16 protein-coding genes and 2 tRNA genes are annotated in these 17,334 nt (G+C 42.4%); 1 reads left to right on the plus strand and 17 read right to left on the minus strand.

All coding sequences use genetic code 11. The features are described 5' to 3' along the window. Positions 1–73 precede the first annotated feature (73 nt). The 14 genes from ACESPO_RS12415 to ACESPO_RS12480 all read right to left on the minus strand — a co-directional run bounded on the left by ACESPO_RS12415 (position 74) and on the right by ACESPO_RS12480 (position 13,377). Entirely contained in the window at positions 74–904 is an 831-nt protein-coding gene (locus ACESPO_RS12415) for a MetQ/NlpA family ABC transporter substrate-binding protein (protein ID WP_336304714.1), read from the minus strand. 4 nt (positions 905–908) lie between these two features. Further along, on the minus strand, positions 909–1,574 hold the full coding sequence (locus tag ACESPO_RS12420) for a methionine ABC transporter permease (protein ID WP_008976393.1): 666 nt from the start codon (positions 1,572–1,574) through the stop codon (positions 909–911). Next, on the minus strand, positions 1,552–2,574 hold the full coding sequence (locus ACESPO_RS12425; RefSeq protein WP_008976394.1) for a methionine ABC transporter ATP-binding protein: 1,023 nt from the start codon (positions 2,572–2,574) through the stop codon (positions 1,552–1,554). Before ACESPO_RS12425 ends, ACESPO_RS12420 begins: the two co-directional genes overlap by 23 nt. 180 nt (positions 2,575–2,754) lie before the next feature. After that, entirely contained in the window at positions 2,755–3,825 is a 1,071-nt protein-coding gene (locus ACESPO_RS12430; protein WP_336304713.1) for a hypothetical protein, read from the minus strand. A 37-nt stretch (positions 3,826–3,862) separates the two neighbouring features. Then, on the minus strand, positions 3,863–4,711 hold the full coding sequence (locus ACESPO_RS12435; RefSeq protein WP_336304712.1) for a radical SAM protein: 849 nt from the start codon (positions 4,709–4,711) through the stop codon (positions 3,863–3,865). 147 nt (positions 4,712–4,858) lie between these two features. Further along, positions 4,859–4,932 (minus strand) — tRNA-Pro (locus tag ACESPO_RS12440). 36 nt (positions 4,933–4,968) lie between these two features. Beyond that, positions 4,969–5,039 (minus strand) — tRNA-Gln (locus tag ACESPO_RS12445). A gap of 233 nt (positions 5,040–5,272) precedes the next feature. Further along, complete coding sequence (dapF, locus tag ACESPO_RS12450) at positions 5,273–6,106, minus strand: diaminopimelate epimerase (RefSeq protein WP_120105063.1); 834 nt, start codon at positions 6,104–6,106, stop codon at positions 5,273–5,275. A gap of 23 nt (positions 6,107–6,129) precedes the next feature. After that, positions 6,130–6,690 (minus strand): ANTAR domain-containing response regulator, encoded by a 561-nt coding sequence (locus ACESPO_RS12455; protein WP_009262887.1) that lies wholly within the window; start codon positions 6,688–6,690, stop codon positions 6,130–6,132. A gap of 42 nt (positions 6,691–6,732) precedes the next feature. Further along, a complete protein-coding gene (gene glnA, locus ACESPO_RS12460; protein WP_317343886.1) occupies positions 6,733–8,058 on the minus strand; it encodes a type I glutamate--ammonia ligase in 1,326 nt (441 codons plus the stop codon). Positions 8,059–8,194: 136 nt separating this feature from the next. After that, a complete protein-coding gene (mgrA, locus tag ACESPO_RS12465) occupies positions 8,195–9,199 on the minus strand; it encodes an L-glyceraldehyde 3-phosphate reductase (RefSeq protein WP_008976400.1) in 1,005 nt (334 codons plus the stop codon). A gap of 39 nt (positions 9,200–9,238) precedes the next feature. Further along, entirely contained in the window at positions 9,239–10,048 is an 810-nt protein-coding gene (gene proC / locus ACESPO_RS12470; protein ID WP_009262889.1) for a pyrroline-5-carboxylate reductase, read from the minus strand. 42 nt (positions 10,049–10,090) lie between these two features. Beyond that, on the minus strand, positions 10,091–12,463 hold the full coding sequence (hypD, locus tag ACESPO_RS12475; RefSeq protein WP_499788922.1) for a trans-4-hydroxy-L-proline dehydratase: 2,373 nt from the start codon (positions 12,461–12,463) through the stop codon (positions 10,091–10,093). A gap of 2 nt (positions 12,464–12,465) precedes the next feature. Beyond that, positions 12,466–13,377, minus strand: a complete 912-nt coding sequence (locus ACESPO_RS12480) for a trans-4-hydroxy-L-proline dehydratase activase (protein ID WP_349160210.1) — start codon at positions 13,375–13,377, stop codon at positions 12,466–12,468. A 265-nt stretch (positions 13,378–13,642) separates the two neighbouring features. Here ACESPO_RS12480 and ACESPO_RS12485 point away from each other — a divergent pair, with 265 nt between their 5' ends. Next, on the plus strand, positions 13,643–14,221 hold the full coding sequence (locus ACESPO_RS12485; RefSeq protein ID WP_008976404.1) for a helix-turn-helix domain-containing protein: 579 nt from the start codon (positions 13,643–13,645) through the stop codon (positions 14,219–14,221). Here the strand turns inward: ACESPO_RS12485 and ACESPO_RS12490 are convergent, their stop codons facing one another. The 3 genes from ACESPO_RS12490 to ACESPO_RS12500 all read right to left on the minus strand — a co-directional run. Next, complete coding sequence (locus ACESPO_RS12490; protein ID WP_009262892.1) at positions 14,222–14,983, minus strand: polysaccharide deacetylase family protein; 762 nt, start codon at positions 14,981–14,983, stop codon at positions 14,222–14,224. It lies immediately after the preceding gene. Between the two features lie 76 nt (positions 14,984–15,059). Further along, positions 15,060–15,623: a hypothetical protein gene (locus ACESPO_RS12495; protein WP_016439331.1), complete on the minus strand. Its 564-nt coding sequence runs from the start codon at positions 15,621–15,623 to the stop codon at positions 15,060–15,062. A gap of 115 nt (positions 15,624–15,738) precedes the next feature. Continuing rightward, positions 15,739–17,334, minus strand: a 1,596-nt coding sequence (locus ACESPO_RS12500) for a hypothetical protein (RefSeq protein ID WP_499788923.1), incomplete at its 5' end; no start/stop codon positions are given.

A 17,334-nucleotide genomic window follows, 5' to 3' on the forward strand; every position in this document is an offset into this window, starting at 1 on the left:
GCAGGCAGCTTTTTAATATTTTGAGAACAGCCCTACCATTTGTTAGAAACACTGTCCTCTCTTGTATTAACTATTATTTCATCGGTACCACGGCACCTTCATAAGTGTCTGTGATAAATTTTCCAATCTCTTCACTCTGAAGTACTTCCACAAGTGCTTTGATCTTCTCACTATCTTTGTTTTCCTTTTTCACTGCAATAATGTTCGCATAAGTCTGAGCAGCCTCAGAATCGGCCTCTTCTTTTGCAATCGCATCTGTCTGCACATTAAATCCTGCATCCAGCGCATAATTTCCATTTAATACGACAAAATCCAGCTCCTCTACCACTCTCGCGATCTGTGCGGCATCCAGCTCTACAATCTCAATGTTATGAGGATTTTCTTCCACATCTTTCTTAGTTGCATTCAATCCCGCATCTGCCTTCAATGTGATGATTCCATTTTCTTCCAGAAGCAGAAGCGCTCTCGCCTCGTTTGTCGCATCATTTGGAACAGCAATCTTTGCTCCGTCCTTTATATTCTCAAGGTCTTCGGATGCTCCTGGATAAATTCCCAGCGGCTCATAATGAATCTTTGCAGCACTTACCAGATCCGATCCCTTCTCTTCATTAAAATTATCCAAATACGGCTGGTGCTGGAAATAATTTGCATCAAACTCTCCCTCATCCACAACAACATTCTGCTGCGGATAATCATCAAATTCCTTGATTTCCAGTGTATATCCTTTCTCTTTTAAAAGATCCTTTGCCGCCTCTAAAATTTCAGCATGTGGTGTCGGGGAAGCCGCCACCGTGATTGTCTTATCATCTGCCTTGTTTTCTTTTCCTCCACATGCAGTCAATCCAACTGCAAGCACAGCAGCTGCTCCTGCTGCCAATATTCTCTTTGCATTTCTATTCTTCATATCCTTATCCTCTCACTCTCTTATCTGTCCGTTTGGAAATCTGCATTCCGACTTCCTGTAAAATCTGCACGATCAATACAAGTACAATGACTGTGATCAACATGATGTCTGTCTGATATCGATGGTATCCGTATCGAATCGCAATATCACCCAGTCCACCTCCGGCAACAACTCCTGCCATTGCAGAATACCCGAGGATCGTTGAAAGTGCGATTGTACATCCTACGATCAATGATGTCTTCGCCTCCGGGATCAATACTTTCACAATGATTTTAAGCGGGGAAGCTCCCATACTTAACGCAGCCTCCACAACACCGTGTTCTACTTCCAACAAAGAAGATTCGATCATACGCGCAATAAATGGTGCCGCTGCAATAACGAGCGGGACAATTGTAGCGGTAGATCCATAACTTTTTCCGACGATCAGTTTTGTCAGAGGGGTCACTGCGATCAACAAGATCAAAAATGGAATAGATCTTAAAATATTTACAAAAATATCCAAAATTCGATTCACCGCCGGCATTGGTTTTAAGCCATCCTTTCTTGTCACGATCAGAGCAATTCCCATCGGAAATCCAATCACATATGCAAGTGCCGTTGATACCAGTGTCATGTAGAGTGTATCAACCGAACCTTCCGCGAGCATTTTAATGAGTTCCTGTGTTTCCATGTGCGGTGACCTCCTCTACAATAATATTTCTCTCTTCCAGATAATGAATTGCCTGCTGCGCTTTCACATCCTCATCTGGCATCTGTAAGATCATCTGACCATATGCTTTCCCATCGATATTCTTCATATCCGCCCCCATAATATTGACGCGGACTCTGCAATTCAAGATCATATCCGCAATGGCAGGTTCAAACGAAGAATTTCCGTCAAATACAACACGGACATATCTCTTTCCGCCTACCTCAAGCTGATTTGCCTCTTCCTTATATACAAGTTGCTTTGCAATCTCTGTCTGTGGCTTGGAAAATACATCTGTCGCACTTCCTGTCTCCACAAGTTTTCCCGCATCAACGATCGCAACCTGGTTACAGATTTCTTCTACAACCGCCATCTCATGGGTAATGATCACAATTGTAATCTTAAATTTCTGGTTGATCTCCTTTAACAGTGCAAGGATCGCCTTTGTTGTCGTCGGATCAAGTGCACTTGTTGCCTCATCGCAGAGTAAGATCTTCGGATTTGTCGCAAGCGCGCGGGCAATCGCCACTCTCTGCTTCTGCCCTCCTGACAGCTGTGATGGATAAGACTTCGCCTTATCGCTTAATCCTACAATCTCTAACAGCTCTTCTGCACGCTTTCTTGCATCTGCTTTTTTCACTCCTGCAATTTCCAGCGGAAAACAAATATTATCCAGCACATTGCGCTGCATCAGAAGATTAAAATTCTGAAAAATCATCCCGATTTCCTGCCTCTGTCTCCGCAGTTCCTTCTGATTCATTTTTCCAAGATCGCGTCCTGCAATGCGTACTTCTCCCTCTGTCGGTACTTCCAGATAATTGATACACCGGACAAGCGTACTTTTTCCCGCACCACTCAGACCGATAATGCCAAAAATATCTCCTTCCTGGATTGCGAGATTAATCTGATTCAGCGCCTGAAACGGACCATTTTTTGTATAGAATGTCTTGCTGACATTTTTAAATTCTACAATCGGATTCATCCTGCTCCTCCTCATAAAAAATAAATAATGATGCTGCAAATGCCTGCATATCAGCATCTTCCTGTATGTTTTACAAACATACGTCTTATTTTATTGGCTGGAAAGATATTTGTCAAGCAATGTCTGAGTTTATCCCGGAGTTTCCCTTCTTTTCCCTATCTGCAAGTTTCTGTTCTATTTCTATTCTTCTGTATCAATATATTCATAAGCTGATGCATAATCTTCTGACACGATCACTTCACTTGGAACAAGTCTTACTCCTACTCCTTGTGCATAGATGAGAGTATCTTCCGGAAGCACAATATTGCAGCAATGAAGTCCTCCAACCTCACTCAGTCTATCTTCTACAAATACAACTTCCGTATAGGCATCATACTCTTTTCTCTCCTTCTCAGTAACCGTGTCTGGAACCAGCCACGCAAACGTCCCATATTCGCTCTCTTCTGTCCCTTCATAATACAGATTATAAACTCCCGCTTCAAAATCTTTTCCTGCTGTCAACTTCTCCCCCGCTTTCAGATGCACTTGTTCGGTCAGTGGATTTTTCATTCCGGTCATTTCATCCAGCTGTGCAGTTTCTGATGAAAAGCGAAGTCTTACTCCCGGGGACAATATTTTCACTGTCGCTCCCGCAAATAATCTCACATCCTCACACTCTGTAATAGAATCTGTTCCCGCTTCATATTCTTCCGAAAAAAACTCATAGATATAGATGTTATGTTCCATGTCCAATACCTGAATTCCGCCATACCCTTCCATCAATTCTATGGTATATTTTCCTTCCGGAATATGCACCCCGACAACATACTCCCCTTGTACCAGCTGATTTTCAAAAAATGCTCCCGTTTCTCTCAGAACCGCATCAGTCTGTGCATATGGATCAGACTCATCTGCCACCTGATAATTTCTTTCCACAAAAAATTCCTGGATTTCTCCTACAAGCGAGGAGACTATATTGATCAGAAAGAGAAAAAGAACGATACCTGCAAATATCTTTGTCCCTTTTTTTCCGGAAATTTTCTTTTCTGCCTGGACAATCGTAGAAGATTTCGCCTTCTGTAACTCTGTTTTCTTCCCAGTCTTTTCTTTTGGAATTTGAACCTTTCCTCTCGCGTTCGTTTCGTTTCCCCAATGCGGTGTCCCATTTCTGGTCTGATATCTACTGTCCGACTTTCTGTTATCCAGTCCACATTCCTGACAAATTCCATTAACCAGCTTCCCACCACAAAGCGTACATCTTTTTCTTCTCATCCGTTCCCTCCTCTCCATCCACTTCTATCCGTTTTCTCTATTTTTTATCATCCTTAAGTTTTTTCATAGTACTATTTTTGATTTTCTCTAACAGTATTTCTTTTTCGTCCGGCAGAGTTCCCAATAACTTTATAATATTTGTGGCATGTGTCGTATCAAATTCTGTTCTTTTTTTCACATCAAGATTTTCCAGAAGAATTCTCACCTCGGATATTTTTTCTTTGATACCAGCCTGCACAAACATCCCTTCCTGTTCCATCTTTGCAAGTTCTGTACTTGCAAATACTGTTAAATTCATAGTAATGATCTTACTTGCTAAAAACTGATTTAACATCTCTGCAGTCTTTTTTGCGTTCTCTTCTGAATTTCCTTCCCCTGCAATCCCATACATGACAATCGCATTGAATGGCAGTCTTGCTTCATTTAATTTTTTTCCTACAGCAATCGCTGTTTTTACGGTATGTCCCTTTCGGATGCTCTTCAAAACTTCATCGCTTCCCGATTCAAACCCTATATATAGAAGTCTAAGCCCTGCCGCATGGAGCTGTTTCAATTCTTCCACAGTATAATTGTTTATCGTGCGGACAGCTGCATACATAGCCACACATCCACAGTACGGATAATACTTTTGAATCAGTTTTAAAATACGCATCATTTTTTCATATCCAACAGAAAGAGGATCTGCTCCTGTCAAAAATACACGTTCAGTATAAGTTTCTCCATTCATCAATTCAAATTCGATTTCCTGAAGCATCACCTCTTCATATGCTTCCTCTTTGTACATGGAACAAAATGCACACTGATTAAATGAACAGCCTCGTGTTACGGGAACTAAAACAGTTGTGATTTCTGTTTGCGGGTAAAAAATATTTCTAGATTCACTCATACTACATCCTCCTCTTTTTATAATCCAAACGGAAACTTTTGTTAATAAAATTATACTTCCTTCTGAAAAAAAATGGAAGCGCGTCTTGACAGCAAAAAAATACCGGAAATCTTATCAACAAAGATTCCCGGTATGGATATAAAAAAATCGGAGTGACAAGATTTGAACTTGCGACCTCTACGTCCCGAACGTAGCGCTCTACCAAGCTGAGCCACACTCCGAAAATAAAAACTTCACTGTATTCAATGAAGTTCAAACTACGGAAAAGGGATTCGAACCCCTACTAACAGAGTCAGAGTCTGCTGTGCTACCATTACACCATTCCGCATTATTCTTTATTATTTTTTGTGTTTGTTTTGTGTCCCTCACTCAACAAAACCCATTATAGCAGAGTTACAGAAAAAGTCAACACCTTTTTTGAAATTTTTTTATTTTTTTTAATTTTTTTCATTTTGTATATTTTTCAACGGATTTTGGCACTTTCCCTTCCCACTAAAAACTCGAAGCTCCAGGTCGTTTGATAACCGGGATCTTGTGCTGCAAGATCCCGCCTCCGAATTGCTATTCATAAAGTTCTCCATCAAATACAACCGTCGCCGGTCCGGTCATATATACGACATTTTTTTCTCTGTCCCACTCAATCTTCAGATTGCCTCCAAGCAGCTGCACAGTCACACAGTCCTCTGTAAGACCATTTACCATACTTGCCACAGCCACCGCACATGCTCCCGTTCCACATGCCAGCGTCTCCCCGGATCCCCGTTCCCATACACGCATCTCTACAGTCTCGCGATCAAGCACGCGGGCAAACTCGGTATTCACTCGATTCGGAAAACATGGGTGATGCTCAAACTTTGGTCCAATTTTTTCGATCTCCATATTTTGGATGTCATCCAGATATACGACTGCATGCGGATTGCCCATTGAGATACAGGTCATCCGATACTCGTCTCCATCCACACTGATTGGAACATTTACCGCGTGATTCCCTTCTACTTTTACCGGAATCTGCTCTGGCACAAAAATCGGGGATCCCATATCTACTTTTACAAGTGCAACTTTCCCCTCTTCTACCGTCAGACTTAAATGTTTGATCCCTCCAAGTGTCTCTACAGATATTTCTGTCTGATCTGTCAGACCATAATCATAGACGTATTTTCCAACACAGCGAATCCCATTTCCACACATTTCACCTCTGGAGCCATCTGCATTATACATCTTCATCTCAAAATCCGCACATTCAGACGGACAGATTAAAATCAATCCATCCGATCCCACTCCAAAATGTCTGTTACTGACTCTTCGTGCCATTTCCGAAGGAGATTCTACTTTTTCCTTCAGACAGTTTACATAGACATAATCGTTTCCTAATCCTTGCATTTTTGTAAATTTCATCTGCGGTTCCTCTCTTTTCTCTTTTATTTTTCTGATGGACGCTCATCCATCATCTCTAATATCATCTGCGCTGTCTCTGTCAGGCTGTTCCCACTCTCCATACTGTATTTTTGTAAATATCGGTGTGCCTCTGCTTCTGATATTTCTTTCTTTTCCATCAGCTGCGCCTTTGCTCTGGAAATAATCTGATTCTGTCTCTCATTTCGTTCACTCTTTCTGCCGCGCCTTTTTCTTCTCTGCCACTCAAACATTTCTTCCATGGCCCGCACTTGCTCTAACAATTCCTGCACTTTCAGAGGCAAAGAAAGCGTCCTGATATGTGCCGTTTCCTCCACCGGATGCCTTCCTGTTGTAAGCACCAGCATCTCAAATGACTGCGGCAAATCCGCTCGTAATTCTCCATACACCATATCTTTGAGCTGGCAGGAACAAATGACGATCCCCTCCTCCAGAACATCCGCATAGTTTAATATCTGCACGCCGGAAGTGCAGACTCCGATGACATCAAATCCATTTCGGACAAGCAGATTCCGAATCTGTATTCCGGTCTCCCTTTTCGGAATTGCCACTATGATCCTGCTCACGCTCACCCCTCCCTGCATCTTTTCGTTTGACAGAATAGCTTCCTATATCCGATACAAATATTGTTCCAACTCCCACGCAGTCACCTGTGCACAGTATTCCCGGTATTCTCTCTTCTTCGTCTGAATATATTTTTGCGATAATTCTTTCCCGATCACACTTTGCATCAGTTCATCCTGCTCAAAGGCTTCCACCGCTTCCAAAAGGCTCTTCGGAAGTCTGCATGTTTCTTCCAGTTTCTGACTCTGTTCCCTGTATTCCTGTTCGTCAATGCAGGATGGCGGAAGGATTTTCCTCTCAATTCCATCCATTCCTGCCGCCAGACAGACTGCGAGTGCCAAATATGGATTTGCGGATGCATCCGGACTCCTTAACTCTATCCATTTTTTTTCTTCTTTCTCAAATGGAATGCGAATCAGAGCACTTTTCTTCTTGACTGACCAGTTTGCATAAATCGGCGCATCAAATCCCGGTATCAGCCTTTTATACGAATTGACGATCGGATTGGTAAACAGAGACACTGCGCCGATGTGTTTCATTAATCCTCCGATAAAATAATAGGCTTCTCTGCTTAATCTATAAGGATCCTTCTCATCGAAAAATAGATTCTTTCCCTCCTTCTGAAGTGTCAAATTCAAGTGCATCCCCGAGCCGGTGCTCTCACTTTTCGGCTTCGGCATAAATGTTGCATGCAGTCCATGCTTTTTCGCAATAGTCCGCACAACCATCTTAAATGTCAGAATATCATCTGCCGCAGACAGTGCCTCACTGTGCCGAAAAACGATCTCATGCTGTGCCGGAGCCACTTCATGGTGGGAAGACTCAATCACAAATCCCATCTCCTCCAATGTCAGTACGATATCTCTCCTTGTATTTTCTCCAAAATCCATCGGATCGATGTCAAAATATCCTGCACACTCATGTGTTACTGTCGTCGGATTTCCCTCTTCATCCATGTGGAAGAGGAAAAACTCACACTCACTTCCAACTTCCATCGTGTATCCCTTCTCTTGCGCCCGCTTGATCGTCCGCTTTAAAATCTGGCGGGAATCGCTCTCAAATGGTGTCCCATCACACTTATAGACATCACAGAGCAACCTGGCAACTTTCCCCTGCTGTGGCCGCCATGGAAAGATTTCAAACGTAGATGGATCAGGGTGTAAATACATATCCTCTTCCTCCAACCAGATAAATCCTTCCATACAGGATCCATCAAATGTACATGCGTGCTCCAAAGCTTTTGGAAGCTGACTTGCTGTGATTGCTATATTTTTCAATGTTCCTAACATATCTGTGAACTGAAGGCGGATAAACTCTACATCCTCCTCTTCCACAATTTGTATAATATCGTCCTTCGTATATGTTCTCATAACTTCCTCCCCGACAAAACCGAGTTTTCTGCTGCTACTTTTATGCGATCCAGAAAGAGGGCGTTCCTGCACGGAAAACGCCCTCGTCTGTTTTTTATCATAACAATCCCTATTTTATTTGTCAACGAAATCACTGCTATTTTGTGACTGCTTTTGACAATTCATCAATTCGTCTAAGCTCTTCTTCACTGAACTCTGTTTTTTCAACGATTTTTACATTCTCCCGAATCTGTTCCGGCTTGGATGCGCCGATCAGGACACTTGTCACATCTCCATCGCGAAGCACCCAGGACAGAGCCATCTGTGCCAGTGTCTGTCCACGCTCTTTTGCGACTTCATTCAACGCCTCCAGCTGCTCTAACCGTTCTTTTGTGACTGCACTCTCCTTTAAGAATCTTCCGCTTTTCCGAATGCGGCTGTCTTCCGGAATTCCGTGCAAGTACCTGTCGGAGAGCAGTCCCTGTGCCAACGGACTGAATGCGATCAGCCCGCAGCCACTCTTGTTCGCAAATGTTTTCAAACCATCATTTTCAATCCACCGATCTAGGATCGAATAGCGAATCTGGTTGATCACGAAAGGACATTTTAATTCCTTTAAGATCTCCATCGCCTGCATCGTATGTTCCAGATCATAGTTCGAAATTCCCGCATACAATGCCTTTCCCTGCTTCACTGCCGCATCAAGCGCCATCATACTCTCCTCCACAGGCGTCTCTGGGTCTACACAGTGATGATAGAAAATATCTACATACTCCAGCCCCATGCGCTGCAGACTCTGATCTAGACTTGCCAGCAGATATTTTCTGCTTCCGCCACTGCCATAAGGGCCCTCCCACATATCATATCCCGCCTTCGTGCTGATGATCATTTCATCACGGTAACTTCCAAGATCTTCTTTTAGGATCTTTCCAAAATTCGTCTCTGCGCTTCCCGGAAGCGGACCATAATTATTTGCCAGATCAAAATGTGTGATTCCAAGATCAAAAGCAGTAAAACACATCTGACGCATCGTCTCAAAATCGTCCATTGTGCCAAAGTTGTGCCAAAGTCCAAGTGACACCGCCGGAAGCTTCAGCCCGCTCTTTCCACATCTGTGATACTTCATCCTATTATATCTCTCTTCATCTGCATGGTATTTCATCGCTGCGTAACCCCTTTCTTGCTGCACTTTTTTTCTATTTTACTTCTTTCCAAGCTCTTTTGCAACTTTTACGCACGCTTTCATCGCTTCGATGACGCTGCTTCTGAATCCTTTCTCCTCGAGTACGCGCACCGCCTCGATGGTTGTCCCTCCCGGAGAGCATACCATATCTTTTAATTCTCCTGGATGTTTTCCTGTCTCCAACACCATTTTCGCGCTCCCATAAACTGCCTGCGCTGCAAATTTATATGCCTGCGCTCTCGGCATTCCATCTGCGACAGCCGCATCTGCCATCGCCTCGATGAATAAAAAGACATATGCCGGAGAACTTCCGCTTACAGACACAACAACATCCATCAGTTTCTCACTTAATACTTCTGCTTTTCCAAATCCACTAAATATTTTACAAATATAGGAAAGTTCTTCCTCTGTCACCAGTTCATTTTTGCAGACACCTGTAATGCCTTCTCCCACAAGCGCCGGTGTGTTTGGCATTGTGCGAACAATCTTCACCGGTTTTCCGAATAATTCCTGCAAATGTTCCAGCGTCTGTCCCGGCGCGATCGTGACGATAATCTGCCCCTCTGATACCACTTCCCGGATTTCTTCGATCACAGCTGCATAAAACTGTGGTTTCACAGACAGAACGACTACCTCTGCTTTCTTTACCACTTCTTGATTATCTGTTGTCACAGCAATTCCAAGTTCCTCTTTCATCCGCTCCAATCCCGGCTGATAAAGATCAGATGCGATCACATCCTCCGGTAACAGAATCTCGTTCTTCAAAATTCCACCCATCATCGCTTTTGCCATATTTCCGGCGCCGATAAACCCTAATTTCTTCTCCATGTTTTCTTTCTCCTTTCACAAAAGCTTTCAAAAGCATCTTTCCTAATTAAATGACTGTTCTGTACGTTCAATAATTTCATCCTGAAGTGCTTTGCTCAAATTGCGGAAGTGATCACTGTAACCTGCTACGCGCACGATCAGATCCTTATACTCTTCCGGATTGTTCTGAGCATCGATTAGTGTCTGTCTGTCGATGACATTGAACTGGATATGATGTCCATCCATATTAAAATAACCCCGCACAAGATTTGCCATCTGCGTCAATCCTTCTTCCCCTGCAACAACACTCGGTGTGAATTTTTGATTCAAAAGCGTTCCCCCTGTCCGTACATGATCCATTTTAGATGCAGATTTTACTACCGCTGTCGGACCACAGATATCGGCACCTTTCTCCGGCGAGATTCCCTCTGATACAGGCTTATGTGCAAGTCTTCCGTTCGGGCTTGCTAACATCACTTCACCAAAGTACACATGACAGGTAGTCGGAAGCATATTGATCCTATAAGTACCGCCTTTCATGTTCGGTCTGCCTGTGACTGTATGATAGTAGAAGTCAAAGACTGCCTGCATCACATCGTCTGCATAGTCATCGTCATTTCCATATTTCGGTGTCTTGTTGCGTACAAGATTTGCAATCTTCTCGTATCCTTCAAAGTTGTGTTCCATGGCTTCCATTAACTCTTCCATCGTAAATTTCTTCTCATCGAACACATTGTATTTGATCGCTGTCAGAGAGTCTGTAATCGTACCGATTCCTACCCCCTGCAAATAGTTGATATTATAACGAGCTCCTCCGGCATTATAATCTTTTCCGTTGGAAATGCAGTCGTTTGTGATGACAGATAGAAATGGCGCCGGCATATATTCTGCATAGATCTTCTCAATAATATTGCTTCCTTCCATTTTGATGTCTGCAAAATATTCTACCTGCTTCTTATAAGCCTCAAACAATTCTTCATAAGAATGGAAGTCTGTTTCCCCCCCAGTCTGAAGCCCGAGCTGCTTTTTGCTGACCGGATCAAAACCATTGTGCAGCGTGATCTCGAGAATCTTCGGAAGGTTGAAATATCCTGTCAGAATATATGCTTCATTTCCGAATGCACCGGTCTCCACACATCCACTCGTTCCGCCTCTTCTTGCATCCTCAATAGATTTTCCTGCATTTAGCAATTCCTGTATGATCGCTTCCGTATTATAAAATGCCGGCTGTCCCCATCCTTTTCTAGAAATTTCGCAGGCACGTTTTAGGAACTTCATCGGTGTCTTCTTGCTGATCTGTACATTCGAACTTGGCTGCAAAAGCTTCATTTCATCCATACAATCTAAGATTAGATAGCTGACCTCATTGACTCCATTCTGTCCATCCGGTGTAATCCCTCCGGTATTAATATTTGCAAAATCTGTGTAAGTACTGCTCTCCTTTAATGTGATTCCCACTTTTGGAGGAGCCGGCTGATTGTTAAATTTCACCCAGAGGCATTCTAAAAGTTCCAGCGCTTTCTCATCATCTAAAATGCCTGCCTCTGTATCTTTTTCATAGAATGGATTCAAATGCTGATCCAGTCTTCCCGGACTATACGCATCCCATGGATTTAACTCCGTTGTCACACCAAGATGCACGAACCAGTACATCTGGATCGCCTGCCAGTATGTCTGTGGCGCATGTGCCGGAACCACATCACAATTTACCGCGATCTGTAGCAGCTCCTGCTTTCTCACTTCATCTTCCTCTTTCTCTGCAAGTTCTCTTGCAAGCGCTGCATAACGTTCTCCAAGGATAATGATTGCATCACAGGCGATCTCCATCGCATTTAACTGTGCACGCTTGTCAAGTGCTTCCTTGTCATTGAGGAAATCCAGACGGTTTCTGCTCTCGATAATATCCTGCTTGTAATCGAGAAATCCTTTTTTGTAGATTTTCTCAGAACCAACTGTATGTCCCGGTCCTCTCTGCTCCATAAACTCTGTGAAAATCCCTGCCTCATAGCACTCTTTCCACTGTCTGCTCATATTGTGAAGGATCTTATGACGGATAGAACGATTCTCCCAGTATGGAATGATCTTTTCCTTCTGAAGTTTTAAGTCTTCCTCTGTTACCTTGAAACTGATCAGATCCCGGTCATTCATCACATGCATGTCTTCCAGTGTATGACAGCAAAGTTCTGGGAATGTCGGTGCCGACTGCGGGCTGTCCCCTTTCTCTCCAACAATCAGTTCTCCTTCATTAATACAAAGTGTCTTATTTGCCATAAAATGCTTAAATGCCAGTGCCCTCATCTCCGGTACACTGACAGATCCTTCGTACTTTATGTACGCATCTGTCTCCAGATCGGCACGCTCCATATAAATGTGCGGAACTGCATTGACACTCTGTTCTCTCAGTTTCTGAATTCTTTCGTTCATACCTCTTCTCATAATTAACCTCCGATTTTTGTATTTGCAAATCCATTTTGGATAAATCGTCTCTGGAATGCTTCCATCTGTTCTTTCGGCGGAATCGTAAATGCTTCCCCCTTATATCTGATATCCAGCTTATCATATTTTCCCCCGGCAATATTATGATACGGGAGCAGATTGATCTGGCTGACAGAAATGGATTGTTTCAGAAAAGTAATCATTGCTTCCATCTCTTCTTCCGTGTCATTGACTCCACCGATGACCGGAATACGAATATAAATCCTTGCCCCACGTTCACTGATGAAACGAAGATTTGACAAAATTAATTCATTGTCTTTCCCCATATATTTTTCATGCTTTTCCGGATCCATTGTCTTGATATCATATAGAAATGTATCCACATAAGGTAGCACGCGCTCATAATTCTCCTGCGGTGCATACCCACATGTGTCAATTGCCACATTGTATCCCTTTCTCTTAAGCTTCTTTAATAACTGCTCGATATAGTCCATATTCTGCGCCATGACCTCACCGCCAGATAATGTTACGCCTCCTCCTGACTCCTCATAGAACATACAGTCTTTCTCAATTTCTTTCATCAATTCCGAAATCGTGTATTCCTTCCCCACAATCTCTCGCGCATTATTCACACAATGATCCAGACATTCTCTGCAAAGTTCACATTTTGTCCGGTCCGTGCACGCAATTCCATCCCGAACCGTCACTGCATGGTGACTACAGATCTGTTCACATGCATGACACCCGCCGCACCGGTCCGCATGGAACATCAGCTGAGGCGTAAATTTCTGACTTTCTGGATTGTGACACCACCAACACTTTAAATGGCAGCCTTTAAAAAAGACCGTCGTTCGAATTCCATCTCCATCATGTATGGAATATTTCTGAATATTCATAATCTCAGGATATTTCATAATCCCCTCCACCTTTTCTTCCGTCAGGATTCTTCTTTTTATGGCTAAAATTCATCCTTATATTTTCACAAAAATGAAATTTTTATCATTTTTTCATATTATATCACAGTATTTTTATTTTGTCATAAAATTACTTTACATTTTTTAATTACTTCTTTCATAAAAAACTTTTTGACTTTTTATAAAATTCATATCTCGTGAATTGATTTTTTCCTGCAAATCCTTTATCATAGAAACAGAAATAAAAAGAAATGGAGCATCCAGTGTGAATAAAAGTGCTGTCATCGGATTTCGTATCAAAGAACTGCGAACAGAAAAAAAATATACATTAAAATATCTCAGTGAACAGACCGGTCTTTCCATCGGCTTTTTGTCACAGTTTGAGCGTGGACTGACCAGTATTGCGATTGATTCTTTGGAAAAGATTGCCCAGGTATTGGAAGTTGAACTCTCGTCCTTTTTTGATCTCTCCTCACCACAGGAGACAAAATATGTAGTGCGAAGCTATGAAAAGGAGACTACCCTCGTCAACTCGGAAATCATTGAATATGCATTGACTGACCATCTGACCAGTTTCGATCTGCTTCCGCGCCTTGTAGAGATCATGCCTCCTCTTCCTGAAGAAAAAGAGACTCTGGAACTCTACAATCACACCGGCGAAGAATTCATTTATATTTTAGAAGGAATCCTCACGATGAATATTGATGGTATCACTTATCAGCTTTATCCCGGTGATTCCGTCCACATCCCATCATGCATTCCTCATAACTGGTCCAACAAGACAAATCATATTACAAAAATCCTGACTGTCCACAGTCCAAATCCTCTCAAAAAAGAAGGCTGATCACCTGTCATCTGGGATCTGCCTTCCTTTCACATCTAAATGATATGCTTCCTCATACAGCAGCTGTGAAAGCGGCACCAACCGGAACCCTTCTCTCTCCAGACTTTCAATGAGCTTTGGCAATGCCTCTTTCGTATATTTTGCCTCACTGTTTAGCCGGATGATTGAGCCCCCTTGCAGTTCTTTATCTTCCATCACTGTCCGTAAGATTGTCTTCGCTCCATAATCTTTCCAGTCCATAGAGTCTATATTTCCCATCACAGTAAGATAGCCCCCTTCTTTTGCTGTCAAAATCACCGTATCATTAAATGCACCATAAGGTGGTCGGAAGAACTTCATCTCTTTCCCTGTCAATTCTTTTACTGCCTGATGTGTCTCTTTTAATTCTTTCTCTATCTCCTCTTTTTCAAGCTGTACCATGTTCCGATGTGTCGCCGAATGGTTCCCGATATCGTGCCCTCCTTGAACGATCCTCCGAACATCTTCCGGATACTGTTTCACCCAGTCCCCAGTGACAAAAAAAGCAGCACGAACATTATGATCCTCAAGAATCTCCAGTATGTCCTTTATACTACTGTGATCCCATGCACACTCAAATGTCAGCACTGCCTTCTTCTCTTCTGTTTCCACCGACTGAATCGGTAATTCTTTTCCGTAAACATTGTTGCTTACAGTAACTATCTCTGGGAGATGCCACACAGCACCTACGACCAGAAGAAACACAGACACAACAAACAAACAGCATTTCCAGATTTTTTTCATACCGTTCTCCAGCTTTCTTTTACTTTACTATATGCCTGCTTCTTACTGCTTATATCCTAATTGACAAGATCGTAAACTATTCCCAGGTAATATTTCCTATTTCATAGATTGATACCACTTCATTCTGATAGCTTACTGCAAGTTTTAAATGATAGGTACGAGAAAAATTATTTCCGTCTTTGACTCCTTTTAATACAACATCACAAGTAACATTTCCAATCTGTTTCCCCTGATATTCTGTCGCATATGCACTTTCTATCTTCGCTTCTGCGCTCTGTACCTGCACTTCACTGTCTTTATAAAATGTTTTCCTGTCCTTTTTTACCTTTTCTCTCTGTTTGTTGTCTACGATACTCTGATAAAAGCTATTATCGATTGTTTTCCGATTCTGCTTACTCACAGAACTGTCTACCAACATGACAGATTTTGCCCAGTTTTCCACTCCTCTCTTGATTTTTTCATTTTCCTCGTCTGACACTTTTTGATCTGATTTTGGAAGTTTGTCATAAAAGAATTCATAAGTCTTTCCTTTTTCTTTTTTCACTTCTTCCTTTTCTTCTTTTTTACATCCTGCTGCCATCATTGCAATCAGGCAAAAGAAAATAGTCATCATACCTATTTTTCTCATTGTTTTTCGCATGATTTTCTTCTCCAAATTTCCTTTCATTTCAAAAAAGATTGCCAAAAACACAGATCTATTCTCTGCATTTTTGGCAATACTAATTAATTTTTACTTACGATACAGAATCTAACTACTATTTTCTCTTCTTAAGTAATGCTGCAATTGCTGCAAGCGCCCCTGCTCCTAAGATTGAAAATGTACCTGCGGCTTGAAGATCATCACCTGTTTTTGGTGTTTTAGCTTTATTCTCTGTCTTTTTATCCGTATTCTGTGTTTTCCCGTCATCTTTGTTTGCATTATCTTGATTTGGCTTTTCTGGATTCTCCGGATCTGGCTTTTCTGGATTCTCCGGATTTGGCTTTTCTGGATTCTCTGGATCTGGCTTTTCTGGATTCTCTGGATCTGGCTTTTCCGGATTCTCTGGATCTGGTTTATCTGGAGTTTCTGTGTTTTTTTCAACAATCATGGTGTGTCCTGCTGTCGCTCCAAATGGTACCTGAATATTCGTAACTTGCTCCACTCCTTCTGCAAGTTTATATCCTTCTGGTAAGTTGAAGTCTGTTCCAAGCATGAATGTCCATGCCTCTCCATCTGCTCCTGTTGCTGTTGTTTTCGCTTCTGCTTCTCCTACTTTTTCTCCATCAACAGTTTCAAATGTTACATTTAATTTTGTTTCTACCACTTCTCCTGCAACCGGTCCTACTACTACTGTATGTCCTGCTGTTGCTCCAAATGGTACCTGAATATTTGTTACTTGATCTACTCCTACTGCAAGCTGATATCCTGCTGGTAACTGATAGTCTGTTCCAAGCATGAATGTCCAGTCACCTGTTCCTGTCGCCGTTGTACTTGCTACAGTTTCTCCTACTTTTTCTCCGTAAACAGTTTCAAATGTCACTGTCAGCACAGTCGGTCTTACTGCTTCCTGAACTGGTTCTACTACTACTGTATGTCCTGCTGTCGCTCCAAATGGCACTGCTATATTTGTTACCTGCTCTACTCCTGTTGCAAGCTGGTATCCTTCTGGTAACTGATAGTCTGTTCCAAGCATGAATGTCCAGTCGCCTGTTCCTGTCGCTGTTGTTTTTGCTACAGTTTCTCCTACTTTTTCACCATGTACAGTTTCAAATGTAATATTTAATTTTGTTTCTGTCACTGCACCTGCAACTGGCTCTACTACTACTGTATGTCCTGCTGTCGCTCCAAATGGTACTGCTACATTTGTTACCTGCTCTACTCCTGCTGCAAGCTGCCAGCCTTCTGGTAAGTTGAAGTCTGTTCCAAGCATGAATGTCCATGCCTCTCCATCTGCTCCTGTTGCTGTTGTTTTCGCTTCTGCTTCTCCTACTTTTTCTCCGTAAACAGTTTCAAATGTTACATTTAATTTTGTTTCTACCACTTCGCCTGCTACTGGTTCTACTACTACTGTATGTCCTGCTGTTGCTCCAAATGGTACTGCTACATTTGTTACCTGCTCTACTCCTGTTGCAAGCTGATATCCTTCTGGTAACTGATAGTCTGTTCCAAGCATGAATGTCCAGTCACCTGTTCCTGTCGCCGTTGTACTTACTACAGTTTCTCCTACTTTTTCTCCGTAAACAGTTTCAAATGTCACTGTCAGCACAGTCGGTCTTGCTGCTTCCTGAACTGGTTCTACTACTACTGTATGTCCTGCTGTCGCTCCAAATGGTACTGCTACATTTGTTACCTGCTCTACTCCTGTTGCAAG

It is taken from the genome of Coprococcus sp. HPP0074 (assembly GCF_964238105.1).
GTDB classification, from domain to species: Bacteria; Bacillota; Clostridia; order Lachnospirales; family Lachnospiraceae; genus Faecalimonas; species Faecalimonas umbilicata.

Coding starts and splice junctions, on each gene's coding strand:
- mgrA (WP_008976400.1), bottom strand. CDS start 9,199: ATGAAATACCATGCAGATGAAGAGAGATATAATAGGATGAAGTATCAC.
- proC (WP_009262889.1), bottom strand. CDS start 10,048: ATGGAGAAGAAATTAGGGTTTATCGGCGCCGGAAATATGGCAAAAGCG.
- ACESPO_RS12480 (WP_349160210.1), bottom strand. CDS start 13,377: ATGAAATATCCTGAGATTATGAATATTCAGAAATATTCCATACATGAT.
- ACESPO_RS12425 (WP_008976394.1), bottom strand. CDS start 2,574: ATGAATCCGATTGTAGAATTTAAAAATGTCAGCAAGACATTCTATACA.
- glnA (WP_317343886.1), bottom strand. CDS start 8,058: ATGAGAACATATACGAAGGACGATATTATACAAATTGTGGAAGAGGAG.
- ACESPO_RS12490 (WP_009262892.1), bottom strand. CDS start 14,983: ATGAAAAAAATCTGGAAATGCTGTTTGTTTGTTGTGTCTGTGTTTCTT.
- dapF (WP_120105063.1), bottom strand. CDS start 6,106: ATGAAATTTACAAAAATGCAAGGATTAGGAAACGATTATGTCTATGTA.
- ACESPO_RS12420 (WP_008976393.1), bottom strand. CDS start 1,574: ATGGAAACACAGGAACTCATTAAAATGCTCGCGGAAGGTTCGGTTGAT.
- ACESPO_RS12415 (WP_336304714.1), bottom strand. CDS start 904: ATGAAGAATAGAAATGCAAAGAGAATATTGGCAGCAGGAGCAGCTGCT.
- ACESPO_RS12495 (WP_016439331.1), bottom strand. CDS start 15,623: ATGCGAAAAACAATGAGAAAAATAGGTATGATGACTATTTTCTTTTGC.
- hypD (WP_499788922.1), bottom strand. CDS start 12,463: ATGAGAAGAGGTATGAACGAAAGAATTCAGAAACTGAGAGAACAGAGT.
- ACESPO_RS12430 (WP_336304713.1), bottom strand. CDS start 3,825: ATGAGAAGAAAAAGATGTACGCTTTGTGGTGGGAAGCTGGTTAATGGA.
- ACESPO_RS12435 (WP_336304712.1), bottom strand. CDS start 4,711: ATGAGTGAATCTAGAAATATTTTTTACCCGCAAACAGAAATCACAACT.